This is a genomic window from Pseudomonas sp. SDO5215_S409 (assembly GCF_054071325.1).
The window spans coordinates 12,208-29,657 of sequence record NZ_JBSVWN010000035.1; the positions used below are offsets into that span (position 1 = coordinate 12,208).

Consider the following 17,450-nt stretch of genomic DNA (forward strand, 5'->3'; position numbering starts at 1 on the left):
CCGTGGCATTCGTACAACTCGCCGAGGGCGAACTGCATTACCGACTCGATGGCCCGCAGGAGGCGCCCGTATTGGTGCTGTCCAACTCGCTGGGCACCGACCTGCACATGTGGGACCCGCAGATCGCGGCCTTCACCCAGCACTTTCGCGTGCTGCGTTTTGACACCCGGGGCCATGGCCGCTCGCTGGTTACCCCGGGCCCCTACAGCATCGAGCAACTGGGCCGCGATGTGCTGGGGCTGCTCGATGCGCTGGGCATTCAACGCGCGCACTTTTGCGGGTTGTCCATGGGCGGCCTGATCGGCCAATGGCTGGGCATCCATGCGGGCGAGCGCCTGCATCGCCTGGTGGTGTGCAACACCGCGGCCAAGATCGGCACCCCCGAGGTCTGGAACCCGCGCATCGAGATGGTTCTGCGCGACGGCCCTGCGGCGATGGCGGCCTTGCGTGAGGCTTCGATTGCCCGCTGGTTCACCCCGGACTTTGCCGACGCGCACCCGGATCAAGCCAAGCGGATCACCGACATGCTCGCCGCCACAGACCCTCAGGGCTACGCGGCCAACTGCGAGGCAGTGCGCGACGCCGACCTGCGCGAGCAACTGGCCTCGATCAAGGTGCCGACCCTGGCCATTGCCGGCACGCAAGATGCGGTCACGCCGCCGTCGGGCAGCCATTTTATCCAACACCATGTGCCGGGCGCCGAATACGCCGAGTTCTATGCTGCGCACCTGTCCAACGTGCAAGCCGGGGCTGCGTTCAGCGACCGGGTCGTCAACTTTCTGCTGGGCCGCTGAGGAGTTTTACGTGGACGAGAAACAACGTTATGCCGAAGGCTTGCAGGTACGCCGCGAGGTATTGGGCGACGCGCATGTCGACCGCAGCCTGAATGCCCTGACCGAATTCAACAGCGAGTTCCAGGAAATGATCACCCGCCACGCCTGGGGTGACATCTGGACCCGCCCGGGCCTGCCACGCCACACCCGCAGCCTGATCACCATCGCCATGCTCATCGGCATGAACCGCAGCGAAGAACTCAAGCTGCACTTGCGCGCCGCGGCGAGCAACGGCGTGACCCGTGCCGAAATCAAAGAAGTGCTGATGCAAAGCGCGATCTACTGCGGCATTCCGGCGGCCAATGCCACCTTCCACCTGGCAGAGTCCGTGTGGGATGAACTGGGCGTCGAGTCCCGGGAAGCCTGAAGGCAGGCGACAGCGTGTGTGTCAGCCGCCGCACAACGCGGCTGATACGCACGTTTTGCGGTTACAGCAGGTTCAGCGGATAGCTGACGATCAAACGGTTTTCATCGAATTCGTTGTTGCCGAAGGTGCGCCGCAGGCTGGAATTGCGCCAGCGCAGGCTGAGGCTCTTGAAGGCGCCGCTCTGCACGGTGTAGCCCAGTTCACTTTCCCGTCCCCATTCCTTGCCGTCGGTGATCGCGCCGGTGTGCACGTTGCTGCCGCTGATGTAGCGGTTCATTAACGTAAGCCCCGGCAGGCCCAGCACGACGAAGTTGTAGTCGTGGCGCAACTGCCAGGATTGCTCCCGGGCATTCTCGTAGCTGGCGTTGTAGCTGTCGTTGGCCAGGGTGCCGCCACTGGCGCCGTTGACCCGCATCCAGGCGCTGTCGCCGGTGAGTTTTTGCAGGCCCACGTACAACGTGTGGCCACCGTAACGGGCCGAAAACAGCCCGGACCAGGTCTTGTTGCTGAGTTGCCCCGCACGGGCGCTGCCGTCGTCCTTGCCGTAGAAGAACCCGAGGTTGGCGCCCAGGGTCCAGTCGCCCAGCGGCTGGCTGTGGGTGAGGTTCAGGTACTGCTGGCGGTAGATGTCCTTGAGCTGGGCGTTCCACACGCCGACCTGGGTGTGCTTGTCGTTGAAGCTGTATTCACCGCCCTGGAAGTTGAAGCGGTCGGAGGTGAAGGCCGGTTTCCCGAACATCGACAGGTCAGTCATGCTGCTGTCGTCCCGAGGGCTGTTGGCGCGGAACTGGCCAGCGTAGAGCGTCAAGCCGTCGATCTCTTTAGAGGTGAGCTGGCCGCCGCGCAATGTCTGCGGCAGGGAGCGGCCGTCGTCCGAGCGCAGGATGGGCAGCGTTGGCATCCATTCGCCCACTTTCAGTTCGGTCCGCGAAATACGGGCCTTGAACGCCACCCCCAGGCGGCCGAAGCTGTCGGCGGGCCGCCCGTCATGGTCCAGCGGCAGCAACTGCGTACCGCCGGTGCCGCGTCCGCCGTCGAGCTTGAGCGAATACTTGCCCAGCACATCGATGCCCAACCCGACGGTGCCCTGGGTGAAACCGGACTTGGCGTCAAGAATGAAACTCTGGGTCCATTCCTGCGCGCCGCCCTGAGCCTTGGTGAGGTTAGTGAAATTGCGGTTCAGGAAAAAATTGCGCAGGTTGAGGTTGGCGCTGGCGTCTCCCAGAAACCCATGTTCTTCGGCCATGGCGGGCAGGGCCAGGCTGGCGACGGCGGTGGCCAACAATAGTTGGCGGGCGTGGGGCGTGCTCATTGTGTCGGTCTCTCTAATTGTTAGGGATGCAGCAGGACGCTGCCGCCACCTTGGGTGGCGGGCATAAAACGGGTAGGGCGAATCAAACGGCCGGGGTCAGCCGCAGGGGAGGGGGCGTGCAGTCATGGTGATGGACCTGTTGTTATTGGTTTTTGCAGGTGCGGGCCATGGTGCGGGGGAGCGGCGCGTGGTTTCAATCGGGCGGGGAGGGTTTCGGGCGGTGATCGAACGCAAGTTGGACGGGCCCGGCCCTGCGCCGGGGTTGGCGAGGGAGGGCCCGGGTGGCGCGGGCAAACGTTTGGTTGAGGGCCGGGTTTGCCCGCGTCCAACACAGCCTGTCGCGGCGTCTTAGCCCCAGTGACCGCCGTCGAGCTGCTCCAGTAGCCGGCTGATTTCACTGCGCGCCTCACGGATGCGGCGCTCGTCCTGAGTGTCGAGCACCTGCTGGAACTGGGCGGCCCAATGGCCCAGTTGTTCACGTACCTCGCCGAGGTTTTCCTGGTAAAGGCGTTCCAGCCGGGCGACCAGTACCGTGTTGTTCTGTTGGTCGCGAGGGTGCACCTTGAGTTGCGCGAGGGCTTGCAGGCGCTCCTGGATTTCGGTGGGGCTGAGTACGCCGGGGTTGTTTTCGATCACCAGTGAGTGCTGTTCGCCGGTCAGCGGGATACTCACCTGGGCTTCGAGCAGGCCGTTGTTGTCGTAGGTGAAGCGCACGTCCAGCGAGACTTCACCGGCCTTGCGCTTGGGCACGGGAATGTCCAGTTGGCCCAGCTGGATGTTGTCTTTCACCAGGCGACTTTCACCCTGGAAGATTTTCAACAGCACATGGTGCTGGTCGTCGTGCAGCGTGAACACGTTTTTCACCCGGCTCACCGGCACGCTGCTGTTGCGTTCGATCAGCGGCAGGTAGTGCCCGCCCTCGATGTGCTGGCCGTAGTGGTGCGCGGTTTCGATGCCCAGGGTGTAAGGGCAGACGTCCGTCAGCACTATTTCTTCCAGCGCCGCCGAGCGCGCCTTGAGGGCGGCCTGGATGGCGGCACCGTGGGCCACCACCTGGTCCGGGTCGAGGCTGATGGACGGAAACCGCCCGAACAAACCGGCGGCCAGTTTGCGCACCAGCGGCATGCGGGTGGTGCCGCCCACCAACAGGATTTCGTCCAGGTCGCTCACGCGGATGCGCGCATCCCGCAGCGCCCGCTCGATGGGTGTGCGCAGACGCTCCAGCAGCGGCGCGTAGAGCCTGGCCAAGTTGGGCTGGGTGACGGTCTGCGACCATTGTTGGCCATCCACGCGCAAGGTGAACTCGGCCGCCTCGTCCTGGCCCAGGGCTTTGCGCACCCGCTCGGCCTCGCGGCGCAGGGGTTGCAGCACGCTGGCGGTGGCCGGGAACCCGGCGTGGTTGCGCTGAGTCTCGACGAAATGCTCCAGCAGGACTTTGTCGAAGTCTTCACCGCCCAGGAAGTTGTCGCCAGCGCTGGCGCGTACTTCCATGACACCGTCGAACAGTTCGATGATCGACACGTCAAAGGTCCCGCCGCCCAGGTCGAAGACCAAAAACGAGGTTTCCTTGTCGCGCTGGTGCAGCCCGTAGGCCAGGGCGGCGGCGGTGGGTTCGTTGATCAGCTTGTCGACCTTCAGGCCGGCCAGTTCGCCAGCGATGCGGGTGGCCTTGCGTTGCCCGTCGCTGAAATAGGCCGGCACGCTGATCACGGCTTCCGTCACGGTGTGGCCGTAGGTGCGCTCGATGTCTTCTTTGAGGCTCTTGAGCACCAGCGCCGAGAGTTCTTCGGGGCGAAACGAGCGGTCGCCCAGGCGCACTTCAGTGGCACTGCCCATGAAGCGTTTGAACAGCGAGGTGGTCAGCGTCGGGTGGGTGTGCAACCGCTCACGGGCGGCCTGGCCTACCAGGATGCGGCCCTGGTCATCCAGCCCGACCACGCTTGGGGTCAGGAACTGACCGAGGGCGTTGGGCACCAGCTCGGTGGTGTCGCCGCGCCAAACGGCGGCCAGACTGTGGGTGGTCCCCAGGTCGATTCCTACGATCATTGCGACAAGCTCCCTCTACGTTTTGTAAGAATCTGTGACGTATTTTACCGTGACTTCTGCGACGAAACGCAAGGCGGGCGGGGGCGGGGCAGGCGAAAAAAAACCGCTTCCGGTCAAGGAAGCGGTTTTTGTGTGACGCGTTGAAATCAGAACAATTTCAGCGCCGGTGCGTCTTCTTTCAACGGCTGGTGCTGCGCGGTCTGCTCGCTCCAGCCGCCCCCCAGCGCCTTGTACAGGTTGACTTCGCTGGTGAGCTGCGCCAGGCGGTCGGTGATCAGCGATTGCTGGGCACTGAACAGTTGGCGCTGAGCGTCGAGGAAGGTCAGGTTGCTGTCGACACCGATGCGGTAGCGACGCTCGGCCAGGCGGTAGTAATCCTGGTTGGCCGCGACGAAGTCACGCTGGGCCTGCAACTGTTGGTTGTAGGTCTGGCGTGCTGCGAGGCCGTCGGACACTTCCTGGAAGCCGGTCTGAATGGCCTTCTCGTAGTTCGCGACGTTGATCTCTTTCTGGATCTTCGAGTAGTCCAGGCTCGCGCGCAGGCTACCGGCGTTGAAGATCGGGATGTTGATCTGCGGTACGAACGACCAACTGCCCGAACCGCCCTTGAACAGGCCGCCCAGCGTCGGGCTGGCGGTGCCGGCATTGGCCGTCAGGCTGATGCTGGGGAAGAACGCTGCCCGTGCGGCGCCGATGTTGGCGTTGGCGGCCTTGAGGTTGTACTCGGCTTGCAGGATGTCGGGGCGCCGTTGCAGCAAGTCGGACGGCAAGCCCGCCGGAACTTCGCTGAGCAGGTCGTCGGACAGCGGCTTGCTGACAAGGTTAGCTGGCAGGCTGGTGCCCAGCAGCAGGGTCAGGCTGTTTTCATCCTGGGCGACCTGGCGGGTGTAACGCGCCAGTTGCACGCGGGCGTTTTCCACCGAGGTGCGCGACTGGCTCAGGTCCAGTGCCGAGGCCACGCCCACTTCGTTGCTGCGCGAGGTGAGGCGGTAGCTTTCTTCAAACGCGCCCAGGGTGTCCTGGGTGAGCTTGAGCAGTTCCTTGTCGGCCTGCCAGGTCAGGTAGGCATTGGCCACGCTGGCCACCAGGCTGATCTGGGTGCTGCGGCGCGCTTCTTCGGTGGCGAAGTACTTTTGCAGGGCTTCTTCACTGAGGCTGCGCACGCGGCCGAACAGGTCCAGCTCATACGCGCTGATCCCGAGGGTGGCCGAATATTGGCTGCTGATGTTGGCCTTGCCGGTCTGCGACAGGCGAGCCGGGGTGCGCTGGCGGCTGCCGTCGCCATTGGCCGACACGGCCGGGAACAGGTCGGCGCGCTGGATCTGGTACTGCGCGGCGTAGGCGTCGATGTTCAGGGCCGCCACACGTAGGTCGCGGTTGTTCACTAGGGCGGTCTGGATCAGCTGTTGCAGCGCAGGGTCATGGAAAAACTGCTTCCAGCCTTGCTCCACGCCAGCCTGGCTCGGCGCCTGGGCCGACGAATACGCCGGCCCCTGCGGGAACTGTGCAGCCACCGGCGCTTCGGGGCGCTGATAGTCAGGTATCAGCGAGCAGCCACTGAGCACGAATGCCGTAACGGCCAGGGAAAGTAACGACTTGCTCATCAGCCAGCCTCGTTGTGTGGAGTGGCGGTGACGTCCGACTTGTCCGCATTTTTCCTGCGGCCCAGGGACGATACCGTGACAAAAAACAGCGGCACCCAGAAGATTGCCAGGATGGTGGCGGTGATCATACCGCCAATCACCACTGTACCAATGGCGTGCTGGCTACCTGAACCTGCGCCGGTGGAAATCGCCAGTGGCACCACGCCCAGGATGAACGCCAGGGACGTCATGATGATCGGGCGCAGACGCATACGGCAGGCTTCGATGGCCGCGTCTTTGAGGCTCTTGCCCTGTTCGTGCAGGTCCTTGGCGAACTCGACGATCAGAATGGCGTTTTTCGCCGCCAGACCGATGGTGGTCAACAGGCCCACCAGGAAGTACACGTCGTTGGACAGCCCGCGCAAGCTGGTGGCCAGCAACGCACCGATGATCCCCAAAGGCACCACCAGCACGACCGCGATCGGAATCGACCAGCTTTCGTACAGCGCCGCCAGGCACAGGAACACCATCAGTACGGAGAGGGCGAACAACGCCGGGGCCTGGGAGCCTGCGAGGCGTTCCTCGTAAGACAAACCGGTCCAGGAAATGCCCACGCCTTTAGGCAGTTTGGCCGCGATGGCCTCGACTTCCGCCATGGCCTGGCCAGTACTGTAGCCCGGCGCTGGCGCCCCGAGGATTTCCATCGCTTCCACGCCGTTGTAGCGCGCAAGCTTGGGCGAACCGTACACCCACTCACCCTTGGCGAAGGCCGAGAACGGCACCATGGTCCCGGCGCTGTTGCGCACGTACCACTTCTTCAGGTCTTCGGGGCTCATGCGCGCGGTGGCTTTGCCTTGCAGGAACACCTTTTTCACCCGACCGCGGTCGATGAAGTCGTTGACATAGCTACTGCCCAACGCAATCGACAGGGTGTCGTTGATGTTGCTCAGGGTCACGCCCAGGGCGCTGGCCTTCTCGTCGTCGATTTCCAGCTGGTATTGCGGCTCATCGTTCAGGCCGTTAGGACGCACCTGGGTGAGGATCTTGCTTTGCGCCGCCATGCCCAGGAACTGGTTACGTGCTTCCATCAGTTTTTCGTGACCGATACCGGCACGGTCTTGCAGGAACACGTCGAAACCGGTGGCGTTACCCAGCTCCAGTACCGCCGGTGGTGCAAAGGCGAACACCATCGCATCGCGGAAGCTGAAGAAGTGCATCTGCGCACGCTGTGCCAGCTTGAACACGGTGTTGTCAGCGTTCCGCTCGTCCCATGGCTTGAGCATGATGAACGCCATGCCCGAGCTCTGGCCACGGCCGGCAAAGTTGAAGCCGGTCACGGTAAATACCGAGTTCACCGCATCGCCTTCACCGCCATCCTTGGTGGGGCGCAACAGGAATTCACGCATTTCGTCGACGACCACCTGGGTGCGCTCGGCGCTCGAACCGGCCGGTGTCTGCACCTGGGCGAACAGCACGCCCTGGTCTTCTTCGGGCAGGAAGGAGGACGGGATGCGCAGGAACATCCAGATCATGCCCGCCACGATGATCACGTAGATCAGCAGGTACGGCGCCTTGCGACGCAGGATGTTGCCCACGCCACGCTCGTAGCTGCGCACGCTGGCATCGAAGCTGCGGTTGAACCAGCCAAAGAAGCCTTTTTTGGGCGTGCCGTGCTCGCCGTGCGGGATGGCCTTGAGCATGGTGGCGCACAGCGCCGGGGTGAAAATAAGCGCGACCAGTACGGACAGCGCCATGGCCGACACGATGGTGATCGAGAACTGCTTGTAGATCACGCCGGTGGAGCCGCCGAAGAACGCCATTGGCAGCAATACCGCCGACAGCACCAGGGCGATACCCACCAGGGCCCCCTGGATCTGCCCCATCGACTTGATAGTGGCGTCCTTGGGTGACAGGCCTTCTTCGCTCATCACCCGCTCGACGTTTTCCACCACCACGATGGCGTCGTCCACCAGCAAGCCGATTGCCAGCACCATGGCGAACATGGTCAGGGTGTTGATGCTGAAACCAAACGCGGCGAGGATCCCGAACGTCCCCAGCAATACCACCGGCACGGTCATGGTGGTGATCACCGTGGCGCGGAAGTTCTGCAGGAACAGGAACATCACCAGGAACACCAGCACGATCGCTTCGACCAGGGTTTCAACCACGCCCTTGATCGACTCGGTCACCACCGGGGTGGTGTCGTACGGGAACACCACTTTCATCCCGGCGGGGAAGAAGGGCTCCAGGTCGCTGATGGTCTTGCGCAGGGCCTTGGCAGTGTCCAGGGCGTTCGCGCCGTTGGCCAGTTTGACCGCCAGGCCGGACGCCGGGCTGCCGTTGAACTGGGCGCTGATGGCGTAGTTTTCACCGCCCAGGCCCACGTCGGCGACGTCGCCGATGCGTACCTGCGAGCCGTCGGCGTTGACCTTGAGCAAGATCGCCTTGAACTGCTCGGCGGTTTGCAGGCGGGTCTTGCCGATGATCGTGGCGTTCAACTGGGTGCCAGGCGCTGCGGGCAAGCCGCCCAGTTGCCCGGAGGACACCTGTACGTTCTGCGCGGCAATGGCGTTTTTCACGTCCACGGGGGTCAGGCTGAAGTTGTTCAGCTTGGCCGGGTCCAGCCAGATACGCATGGCGTACTGGGCACCGAACACCTGGAAGTCACCCACACCTGCGGTGCGCGAGATCGGGTCCTGCATGTTGGACACGATGTAGTTGGACAGGTCGTCCTTGGTCATGCTGCCGTCGGTGGACACCACGCCAATCACCATCAGGAAGTTCTTCACCGCCTTGGTCACGCGGATCCCCTGTTGCTGCACTTCTTGTGGCAGCAACGGGGTGGCCAGGTTCAGCTTGTTCTGGACCTGGACCTGAGCGGTGTCCGAGTTGGTGCCTTGCTCGAAGGTGGCGGTGATGGTCATGCTGCCATCGGAGTTACTTTCCGAGGACACGTACCGCAGGTTGTCGATACCGTTGAGCTGCTGCTCGATGACCTGCACCACGGTGTCCTGCACGGTTTGCGCAGAAGCGCCCGGGTAGGTCACGGAGATGGCGATGGAAGGCGGCGCGATGCTGGGGTACTGGTTGATCGGCAGTTTGAGGATCGACAGCGCACCGACCAGCATGATCACCAGGGCAATCACCCAGGCGAAAATCGGACGGTTGATGAAAAAGTTAGACATGGTTTATTCCCCTTTGCCGCCAGCAGCTTTGTCAGTTGCCGGGGCGGGGGCTGCATTGGCGGCCTTCACGTTGGTGGCCGGGGTGGCCTTGACTTCAACGCCCGGACGCACAAATTGCAGGCCTTCGGTGATCAGGCGGTCGCCGGCTTTCAGGCCGTCTTCCACCAGCCACTGGCTGCCCACGGTACGGCTGGCCTTGAGCTGACGCAGTTGCACTTTGTTGTCGTCACCCACCACCAGCGCGGTCGGCGTGCCTTTAAGGTCACGGGTCACGCCTTGTTGCGGGGCCAGGATGGCCGCCGCGTTCACGCCGGTCTGCAACTGGGCGTGCACGAACATGCCCGGCAGCAAGGTGTGATCAGGGTTGGGGAACACGGCGCGCAGGGTCACGGAGCCGGTGGTTTCGTCGACCGACACTTCGGAGAACTCCAGCTTGCCGTCCTGGCCGTATTGGCTGCCGTCTTCCAGGGTCAGCTTGACCTTGGCCGCGTTATCGCCGGCTTTTTGCAGGCGGCCGCTTTCCAGTTCACGGCGCAGTTCCAAAAGCTCGACCGACGACTGGGTCACGTCGACGTAGATCGGGTCCAGTTGCTGGATAGTGGCCATGGCGTTGGCCTGGCCACTGCTGACCAGCGCGCCTTCGGTGACCGAAGAGCGACCGATGCGGCCGGAGATCGGCGCGAACACCTTGGTGTAGCGCACGTTGATCTGCGCGCTTTGCAGGTTGGCTTCCGAGGTCAGGCGGTTGGCGACGGCGGTGTCGTATTCCTGGCGGCTCACGGCCTGCTCGTTGACCAATTGCTTGTAGCGATCGGAAATCGACTTGGTCGACTGCAGGCTTGCTTCAGCGCTTTTCAGGGTGGCCTCGTACACCGACGGGTCGATCTGATAAAGCTGCTGGCCTTCTTTCACATCGCCGCCTTCTTTGAACAGGCGCTTGAGAATGATGCCGTTGACCTGCGGGCGAACTTCGGCGATGCGATAGGCGGTGGTGCGGCCAGGCAACTCCGAGGTCAGGGTGAAGGCTTGAGCTTGAAGGGTGACGACGCCGACCTGAGGGGTTTGAGCGGGCGGTGCCGCTTCTTCCTTTTTACATCCGCTGAGCAGCGATGCCAGGGCGACGGCAGTAACCAGGGCGGTAACAGCTGGCTTGAGTTGCATGGAGATCCTCGGGTCAGGCGCGCCGGGTGCGCACAAGAAGGGTGGAAAGGTAAAAAACAGGCTCTGAGTAGATAAGTAGCTTGCTACGCAATATACTTACGTTCACGGTTGTTTGTAAACTCTTGACAGGCGCCGCGCATTGTTGACAAAGCACCGCGCAAAGCCTCGATTCTAGTACGTTCGGCGCCCATGACGGTGTCGTCCCACAATTGTTCAGAAGGTCGTTACCGACGGCCTCAAGTACCCCGATTGAGGTTTTACTGCCATGGTTCGTCGTACCAAAGAGGAAGCTCAGGAAACGCGCAAGCAAATACTTGAAGCCGCCGAGCGAGCCTTTTACGAACGCGGCGTTGCGCGCACGACGCTGGCGGACATCGCCGCGCTGGCCGGTGTGACACGCGGTGCCATCTACTGGCATTTCAGCAATAAGGCCGACCTGCTGCAGGCCATGCTGGACACCTTGCACGAGCCGCTGGACGACCTGGCCAGGGCCAGTGAAAGCGAGCACGAAGTTGATCCGCTGGGCTGCATGCGCAAATTGCTGATTCGTCTGTTCCATCAAGTGGCCCTGGATCCGAAAACCCGACGCATCAATGAGATTTTGTTTCATAAGTGCGAATTCACCGATGAAATGTGTGATCTTCGCCGTCAGCGCCAGACTGCCAGCCTTGAGTGCAACCTGCGCATCGGGCTGACCCTGCGTAACGCGGTCCATCGCGGCCAGCTCCCGGAAAACCTCGACACCGTACGTGCAGCCGTGTGCATGCACGCTTATATCAACGGGTTGGTGGGCCAGTGGCTGCTGGTCCCCGACAACTTTCAATTGCACCAGGACGCAGAGCGTTGGGTCGATGTCGGGTTGGACATGCTGCGCTTGAGCCCTGGCTTGCGCAATTGAGACAAAATGCGCAATTGCGTCAACGTGTGTCAACAGTAAAGACCACGAAGCGTCAATCGTCCTTTTCCCAAAATTTTGTGGGAAGACGTTATATACGGGCTGGCGCTCGGTTGATAGATAGTTTGCTAAGTATTTTGTAGCGATATTGTTGCAAAGTGGTGAAGGAATGTTACCTGGCCTTCCAGCCCCAGCCCCGGTGCTTACGAATCGGGGCTTTTTTTGTGGGGCAGGGCCCGTGAGCGCTGCGGGTTCTCTTAACCTGGCTTGAAGGAAAATTCTGATTCGTAAGGGCGACAGTGCCTGGGGGCCGTTTGGCGTTGAGGTTGCAAAACCCTTCGCGCACCCTCCGGGCTGATGACCTATCGCCCATCGGACGGAACGCCCCTGTTGCATGCAATGAAACGTCGCGGTTTCGTTTTTGCATTGGCTCTCCTCGCCGTCTGTGAACAAAAAGGTGGCGACTATCGAGTTGGCGCTTCAATCGCCTATTCAGGAAATTGTAGGTGGCCGTGACGCTCAGTTTTCCCGGGAACGCATGAGCCAATTGGATTTGTGTTGGTATAAAATAAATAATTCTGCGAACAGTAAAAAGCTTCCCCGTGTGACGATTAAAGGTGCACTCGGGACTCTTGAGCTAAACTAGGTGATAAATGTCACGCTTCCTATTGATGAGCGAGTGGGCCAACGTGTCGAAAATATTGATATCACGCTGAGGGGGCTTCCCGACAATAGTTCGTAACTCCCAGAAAACCCCAGCATTAACCGGCACCTATCTGATAACAATGGCGTTCAAAACAGAGCGGGAGCGCTGGGTGTCGGAGTTCAGTAAGGATGAAGACAGGGCCCGCTGGAAAGAATTACTGCCAGCGCGGTTGAAGGACTATCGAGAAAAACGCCATTTAATCGAAGAACAGGCCCGTGCCCGGGGCATCGACATCGACGAAGCGTATCAAGACCCGCCGATACACGCACTTACCCCCGTTGTTCATCCATAAAAAATGCCCATGTCCTGCGACACGGGCATTGCTTCCAGCAGGTCACCCCGCTGGCCACGTTTACTTCGACAAACTCAGACCGCCAGTGTCGGGTAGTCGATGTAACCCACCGGGCCTTTGCCGTAGAACGTTTCTGGATGTGGATCGTTCAGCGGTGCGTCGGCTTTCAAGCGCGCAGGCAGGTCGGGGTTGGCGATGAACGGCACGCCGAACGCTACTGCATCGGCCTTGCCGGAGGCCAGCCACGCATTGGCGCTGTCTTTGGTGAAGCGCTCGTTGATGATGTACGGGCCGCCGAAGGCTTCTTTCAATTGTGGGCCGAGGCTGTCGCCTGCTTCCTTTTCACGGGAGCAGATGAACGCGATGCCACGTTTACCCAGTTCGCGGGCGACGTAGGTAAAGGTTTCGGCCAGGTTGGCGTCGCCCATGTCGTGGGAATCGGCGCGGGGTGCCAAGTGCACGCCCACACGGCCAGCGCCCCAGACTTCGATGGCAGCGTCGGTCACTTCCAGCAACAGGCGGGCACGGTTTTCCAGGGAGCCGCCGTAGTGGTCGGTGCGCTGGTTGGTGCTGCTTTGCAGGAACTGGTCGAGCAGGTAGCCGTTGGCGCCGTGGATTTCCACGCCGTCGAAGCCGGCGGCCTTGGCGTTTTCGGCGCCGGTGCGGTAGGCGTCGACGATGTCGGCGATTTCAGCGGTTTCCAGCGCGCGCGGGGTCGGGTAGTCGGCGAGCGGGCGTACCAGGCTGACGTGGCCTTTAGGCTGCAGGGCACTTGGCGCCACCGGCGCTTCGCCGTTCAGGTAGGACGGGTGGGACACACGGCCCACGTGCCACAGTTGCAGGACAATCTTGCCGCCAGCGCCGTGCACGGCCTTGGTCACGTTGGCCCAGCCGCGCACCTGGTCGTTGGACCAGATGCCCGGGGTGTCCGGGTAGCCCACGCCCATGGCGGTCACGGAGGTCGCTTCACTGATGATCAGCCCGGCGGAGGCGCGCTGTACGTAGTACTCGGCCATCAATGCGTTGGGAACACGGCCCTCGTCAGCACGGCAGCGGGTCAGCGGCGCCATGATGATGCGGTTCGACAGTTCCAGGTCGCCCAGTTTGATCGGATCGAAAATAGTGGTCATGAAAATACCTTCGCTAATGGAGTGATCAGTTGGTCGCAGGGGCCAGGTCGGCGTCGCCGCCCTGACGGAAAGTAATCAAGGTCACCAGCAGTGCGAGCACCGCCAGCGCAGCGGCTGCCAGCGGTACGCTGGTGAGGCCAAAACCACCGGCAATCACGGTGCCGCCCACCCAGGCACCCAGCGCGTTGCCGACGTTGAAGGCACCGATGTTCAAGGTGGACACCAGGTTGGGCGCCGCCTTGCCAAAGGTGACGACGTTGATTTGCAGTGCAGGCACCGCGGCAAAGGCGGCGGTGGCCCACAGGAACAGGGTGATTTCAGTCGGGATGACGGCAGCGCTGGTCCAGGTCAGCGCGGTGGACACCACCGCCATGCTGATGAACACCCCGATCAGGGTGGCCGACACACGCTTGTCCGCCAGCTTGCCGCCGATGACGTTGCCCACGGTCAGGCCCAGGCCGATCAGCAGCAGGGTCCAGGTCACGCCCTTGGGCGACACGCCGGTGACATCGCCCAGCAGCGGCGCGACGTACGTAAAGAGGGTGAACATCGAAGCGGAGAACAACGCGGTCATGGTCAGCGACAACCAGATGCCGGCGCCCTTGAGCGCGGCCAGTTCGGCGCGCATGTCGAGTTTTTCTTCGTCACGCTTGGCCGGCAGGAAGCGGATCAGGCCGATGAACGCAACCACACCAATCACCGTCACCGCCCAGAACGTGGACCGCCAGCCCGCTTCCTGGCCCAGCGCGGTGCCCAGGGGAACGCCCAGCACATTGGCCAAGGTCAGGCCGGTGAACATCAGGGCCACGGCCGACGCGCGTTTGTTGGGGGCCACCAGGTTGGCGGCCACCACCGAGCCAATCCCGAAGAAGGCGCCGTGACACAACGCGGTCACCACCCGTGCCAGCATCAGCACGTTGTAGTCGCTGGCCAGTGCACACAGCAGGTTGCCAATGATGAAAATGCCCATCAACGCCACCAGGGCGGCCTTGCGTGGCAGCTTGGCGGTGGCCAGTGCCATGAAGGGCGCGCCGATGGCGACGCCCAGCGCATAGCCGGTCACCAGCCAGCCCGCGCCGGGAATCGAAACGCCGAGGTCGGCCGCCACGTCGGGCAGCAGGCCCATGATGACGAACTCGGTGGTGCCGATGGCGAAGGCGCTTAAGGCCAGTATGAGTAGCGAGAGAGGCATTGTCGGATCCTTGGTTACTGCGTTGCGTTGAGTTCTTGGGTGAACGCGGTGATGAACGCCTGGATGGTGTCTTCATTGCGTTTGAAAAAGTGCCATTGGCCGGCTTTTTGGCTGACGATCAGCCCGGCGCGTTGCAGCGTGGCCAAGTGGGCCGAGACGGTGGACTGCGACAAGCCGCAGCGCTGGTCGATCTGCCCGGCACAAATGCCGTATTCGTGGTTATGCAGTTGTTCGGGGAATTGCACTTGCGGGTGCTTGAGCCAGCTGAGGATGTCTCGCCGTACTGGGTGTGCCAGGGCTTTTATTATTTCGTCGAGGTCGATGGACATGGCAGGGTGCTCGGTGTCGATAAAACGTTATATCGCGATGAGGCGAACTTTAAATCGGTATATCCCGATATACAAATATGATTTTGATCTTGCGCGAGAACAAATCGGTATATCGGGTTATAACGATGCGTTGAGCGCAGTGCTAGACTGCGCGGCATGAATTATCTCGCACATCTGCACCTGGGCGGCGAACTTCCTGCGCAACTGCTGGGCAGCCTCTATGGCGATTTCGTCAAAGGCCCCCTGCAAGGCCGGTTCAGCCCGCAAATCGAGGCGGCCATCCAGCTGCATCGCGCCATCGACCGTTTTACCGACAGCCACCCGTTGATCGGGGCGGCGCTGTCGCGTTTCACCCTGACCCGGCGGCGGTATGCGGGGATTGTGCTGGACGTGTTTTTCGACCACTGCCTGGCGCGTGATTGGGCCTTGTATGCCGATCAACCGCTGGCGTCCTTCACTTCGCGGGTGTACCGGGTACTCGCCCAGGAGCCCGCATTGCCGGGCAGGCTGGCGCAAATCGCACCGTATATGGCGGCAGATGACTGGCTGGGCTCGTACCGCGAGTTTGCGGTGATGGAGCAGGTGCTGCGCGGCATCGCCCGGCGGTTGAGCCAACCAGAGGCGCTGGACCAGGCGATGCAAGAATTGCGGGTGTTGTACGAACCGTTAAGCGATGACTTCCGGCTGTTCTACCCGCAACTCCAGACCTTCTCCAATAGCCAATTGGCACGCCCTTACTAACGAGGGGAGCAAGCGCTCACCGTTCAGGCGGCATAGGCTGGGCGTGCGGGCGCTGGCGCGGTGTCGGGCACCGGCCCGAACAACGCCTTTTGCACCGCCTGCTGCGCCTGGTACGCCAGCGCCGCGCGTTCCTGCCCGGCACAGGCGATGGGCTTGAGCAGATGAATCTCGACATCGCCCTGGTCATTGGCAAACAAGCGCATCAGGTGCGAGAGCAAATCATCATCGCCAATGAACGGCGCCAGCGCATCGATGTGCCCGTCTCGCAGGTAACGGATCGCCACCGGCTGCAACGCCACCTGGGCGTCAATCGCACTGGCCAGCAAGCGCCCGTGGAACGTGCGCAGGGCACGCCCGTCGGTGGTGGTGCCTTCCGGAAACATCAGCAGCGGGTGCTGTTGTTCCAGGTGACGGGTCATTTGTTTGCGGATCAATTGGCTGTCGCCCGACCCGCGACGGATAAACAAACTGCCGGCCTTTGCCGCCAGCCAACCGGCCACCGGCCAGGTGCGCACCTCGGCCTTGGACAGAAACGACATCGGCGTGACCATGCCCAGCAGCGGGATGTCGGTCCACGACACATGGTTGCTCACCCACAGCATGGGCTGTTGCGGCACGTCCCCGTGCACGGTCACGCGAAAGGGCAGGGCGTTGGTCAGTCGCGCCATGAAAAACCGCGACCAGCGCTGGCGGCGCACCATCGAATTGGCGATGCCCAAACGCTCAAACGCACCAAACACGCTGGCCATGCTCAGGCCCAGCCCCACCACCAACAGCACCCGGGCGATGCGCCCGTAGACCCGCAGGCGCTGCATCACATGGCCGCCTTGAAGTGGCGGGCATAACGCGGGCACAGCTCGTCGCGCTTGAGCAGGATGAACACGTCGGCCACCTGGAAATCCTCGTCCCAGCACGGCTCGCCGCAGATCTTCGCGCCCAGGCGCATGTAGGCCTTGAGCAGCGGCGGCATTTCGGCGATGACGTTGGACGGCAAGTCCAGGGTCGGCAGCGGTTTTTTCGGCACCGCACGCAGGTGTTCATTGCACAGGTAGCGTTCGCGCAGGCGCTGCATGATCGCGTGGGCCTGGATGCCGCCGTCGTGCATCGGGATGCTCGCGCAGCCCATCAGGTAGCTATAGCCGCCCTGGTTGAGCACTTCGGCCAACTCGCCCCACAACACCGCAATGGTGCCGCCGTTGCGGTAGGCCGGGTCGACGCAGGTGCGGCCGATTTCCAGGATTGGCCCCTGCAAGTGCAACAGGCCGTGGAGGCTGAATTCTTCTTCGCTGTAGAACCGGCCCAAGGTGCTGGCGGCCTGGTGGTCCAGCAGGCGGGTGGTGGCCACCAGTCGACCGCTGTTCAAGTCCCGCACGCCGATGTGGCTGCAGTGAACATCATAGTCATCCATGTCCAGGCCGTGTTCAGCGCCCTTGAGCTTGGCGTTGAATTCGCCGCTGAACACGTTGAAACGCAGGGCCTGGGCTTCCTGCAAAGCCTGGGCGCCGACCAGGCGTTCGGCTTGCAGGCGGCGTTCATTGCCGGTGTCGCTGATGCGGGCGATCTGAGTCATGGCGAGTCTCCGAGTGCCGGCCAGGGTTGCGGCCGGTCGACTTGTTTGTCTCAGTCAGGCTAGGTACGCCCGGTGTCATCTCCATGAAGTTACAGTGACGCTTAGATG

General features: G+C 62.3%; 15 protein-coding genes. 5 read left to right on the forward strand and 10 right to left on the reverse strand.

Annotation, left to right across the window (positions count from 1 at the left end):
- Positions 1-2: 2 nt before the first annotated feature.
- Together pcaD and pcaC are read left to right on the forward strand one after the other, a co-directional pair.
- A complete protein-coding gene (pcaD, locus tag ACW9H9_RS17975) occupies positions 3-794 on the forward strand; it encodes a 3-oxoadipate enol-lactonase (protein ID WP_457344567.1) in 792 nt (263 codons plus the stop codon).
- A gap of 10 nt (positions 795-804) precedes the next feature.
- Positions 805-1,200 (forward strand): 4-carboxymuconolactone decarboxylase, encoded by a 396-nt coding sequence (gene pcaC / locus ACW9H9_RS17980; RefSeq protein WP_457344566.1) that lies wholly within the window; start codon positions 805-807, stop codon positions 1,198-1,200.
- Positions 1,201-1,261: 61 nt separating this feature from the next.
- On the opposite strand, the gene ACW9H9_RS17985 is transcribed toward pcaC, so the two are convergent.
- The 5 genes from ACW9H9_RS17985 to emhA all read right to left on the reverse strand — a co-directional run bounded on the left by ACW9H9_RS17985 (position 1,262) and on the right by emhA (position 10,487).
- Positions 1,262-2,512, reverse strand: a complete 1,251-nt coding sequence (locus ACW9H9_RS17985) for an OprD family porin (protein ID WP_457344565.1) — start codon at positions 2,510-2,512, stop codon at positions 1,262-1,264.
- Between the two features lie 348 nt (positions 2,513-2,860).
- Positions 2,861-4,558: a molecular chaperone HscC gene (locus ACW9H9_RS17990; protein ID WP_457344564.1), complete on the reverse strand. Its 1,698-nt coding sequence runs from the start codon at positions 4,556-4,558 to the stop codon at positions 2,861-2,863.
- A 146-nt stretch (positions 4,559-4,704) separates the two neighbouring features.
- Positions 4,705-6,162: an AdeC/AdeK/OprM family multidrug efflux complex outer membrane factor gene (gene adeC / locus ACW9H9_RS17995; RefSeq protein ID WP_457344563.1), complete on the reverse strand. Its 1,458-nt coding sequence runs from the start codon at positions 6,160-6,162 to the stop codon at positions 4,705-4,707.
- A complete protein-coding gene (locus ACW9H9_RS18000; RefSeq protein ID WP_457344562.1) occupies positions 6,162-9,326 on the reverse strand; it encodes an efflux RND transporter permease subunit in 3,165 nt (1,054 codons plus the stop codon). The genes adeC and ACW9H9_RS18000 overlap by 1 nt, the downstream gene beginning before the upstream one ends.
- A 3-nt stretch (positions 9,327-9,329) precedes the next feature.
- Complete coding sequence (emhA, locus tag ACW9H9_RS18005) at positions 9,330-10,487, reverse strand: efflux RND transporter periplasmic adaptor subunit EmhA (protein ID WP_457344561.1); 1,158 nt, start codon at positions 10,485-10,487, stop codon at positions 9,330-9,332.
- A gap of 265 nt (positions 10,488-10,752) precedes the next feature.
- Here emhA and ACW9H9_RS18010 point away from each other — a divergent pair, with 265 nt between their 5' ends.
- Positions 10,753-11,385 (forward strand): TetR family transcriptional regulator, encoded by a 633-nt coding sequence (locus tag ACW9H9_RS18010; RefSeq protein ID WP_457344560.1) that lies wholly within the window; start codon positions 10,753-10,755, stop codon positions 11,383-11,385.
- 812 nt (positions 11,386-12,197) lie between these two features.
- Positions 12,198-12,380, forward strand: coding sequence for a hypothetical protein (locus tag ACW9H9_RS18015; protein ID WP_457344559.1), 183 nt, complete (start codon positions 12,198-12,200; stop codon positions 12,378-12,380).
- A 74-nt stretch (positions 12,381-12,454) separates the two neighbouring features.
- On the opposite strand, the gene ACW9H9_RS18020 is transcribed toward ACW9H9_RS18015, so the two are convergent.
- The 3 genes from ACW9H9_RS18020 to ACW9H9_RS18030 are packed head-to-tail and all read right to left on the reverse strand — an operon-like array spanning position 12,455 to position 15,031.
- The gene (locus ACW9H9_RS18020) at positions 12,455-13,510 is read right to left on the reverse strand and encodes an alkene reductase (RefSeq protein ID WP_457344558.1); all 1,056 of its coding nucleotides are present in this window, start codon (positions 13,508-13,510) and stop codon (positions 12,455-12,457) included.
- Between the two features lie 25 nt (positions 13,511-13,535).
- On the reverse strand, positions 13,536-14,702 hold the full coding sequence (locus ACW9H9_RS18025) for an MFS transporter (protein WP_457344557.1): 1,167 nt from the start codon (positions 14,700-14,702) through the stop codon (positions 13,536-13,538).
- A gap of 14 nt (positions 14,703-14,716) precedes the next feature.
- Positions 14,717-15,031, reverse strand: coding sequence for an ArsR/SmtB family transcription factor (locus ACW9H9_RS18030; protein ID WP_457344556.1), 315 nt, complete (start codon positions 15,029-15,031; stop codon positions 14,717-14,719).
- A gap of 156 nt (positions 15,032-15,187) precedes the next feature.
- Between ACW9H9_RS18030 and ACW9H9_RS18035 the strand changes: the two genes are divergently transcribed.
- Positions 15,188-15,772: an acyl carrier protein phosphodiesterase gene (locus ACW9H9_RS18035; RefSeq protein WP_457344555.1), complete on the forward strand. Its 585-nt coding sequence runs from the start codon at positions 15,188-15,190 to the stop codon at positions 15,770-15,772.
- A gap of 23 nt (positions 15,773-15,795) precedes the next feature.
- Here ACW9H9_RS18035 and ACW9H9_RS18040 read toward each other — a convergent pair whose 3' ends face one another.
- Together ACW9H9_RS18040 and olsB are read right to left on the reverse strand one after the other, a co-directional pair.
- A complete protein-coding gene (locus tag ACW9H9_RS18040; protein WP_457344554.1) occupies positions 15,796-16,587 on the reverse strand; it encodes a lysophospholipid acyltransferase family protein in 792 nt (263 codons plus the stop codon).
- Complete coding sequence (olsB, locus tag ACW9H9_RS18045; RefSeq protein WP_457344553.1) at positions 16,587-17,342, reverse strand: L-ornithine N(alpha)-acyltransferase; 756 nt, start codon at positions 17,340-17,342, stop codon at positions 16,587-16,589. The genes ACW9H9_RS18040 and olsB overlap by 1 nt, the downstream gene beginning before the upstream one ends.
- Positions 17,343-17,450: the final 108 nt, after the last annotated feature.

Coding starts and splice junctions, on each gene's coding strand:
- ACW9H9_RS17985 (WP_457344565.1), bottom strand. CDS start 2,512: ATGAGCACGCCCCACGCCCGCCAACTATTGTTGGCCACCGCCGTCGCC.
- ACW9H9_RS17990 (WP_457344564.1), bottom strand. CDS start 4,558: ATGATCGTAGGAATCGACCTGGGGACCACCCACAGTCTGGCCGCCGTT.
- adeC (WP_457344563.1), bottom strand. CDS start 6,162: ATGAGCAAGTCGTTACTTTCCCTGGCCGTTACGGCATTCGTGCTCAGT.
- ACW9H9_RS18000 (WP_457344562.1), bottom strand. CDS start 9,326: ATGTCTAACTTTTTCATCAACCGTCCGATTTTCGCCTGGGTGATTGCC.
- emhA (WP_457344561.1), bottom strand. CDS start 10,487: ATGCAACTCAAGCCAGCTGTTACCGCCCTGGTTACTGCCGTCGCCCTG.
- ACW9H9_RS18010 (WP_457344560.1), top strand. CDS start 10,753: ATGGTTCGTCGTACCAAAGAGGAAGCTCAGGAAACGCGCAAGCAAATA.
- ACW9H9_RS18020 (WP_457344558.1), bottom strand. CDS start 13,510: ATGACCACTATTTTCGATCCGATCAAACTGGGCGACCTGGAACTGTCG.
- ACW9H9_RS18025 (WP_457344557.1), bottom strand. CDS start 14,702: ATGCCTCTCTCGCTACTCATACTGGCCTTAAGCGCCTTCGCCATCGGC.
- ACW9H9_RS18030 (WP_457344556.1), bottom strand. CDS start 15,031: ATGTCCATCGACCTCGACGAAATAATAAAAGCCCTGGCACACCCAGTA.
- ACW9H9_RS18035 (WP_457344555.1), top strand. CDS start 15,188: ATGAATTATCTCGCACATCTGCACCTGGGCGGCGAACTTCCTGCGCAA.
- ACW9H9_RS18040 (WP_457344554.1), bottom strand. CDS start 16,587: ATGCAGCGCCTGCGGGTCTACGGGCGCATCGCCCGGGTGCTGTTGGTG.
- olsB (WP_457344553.1), bottom strand. CDS start 17,342: ATGACTCAGATCGCCCGCATCAGCGACACCGGCAATGAACGCCGCCTG.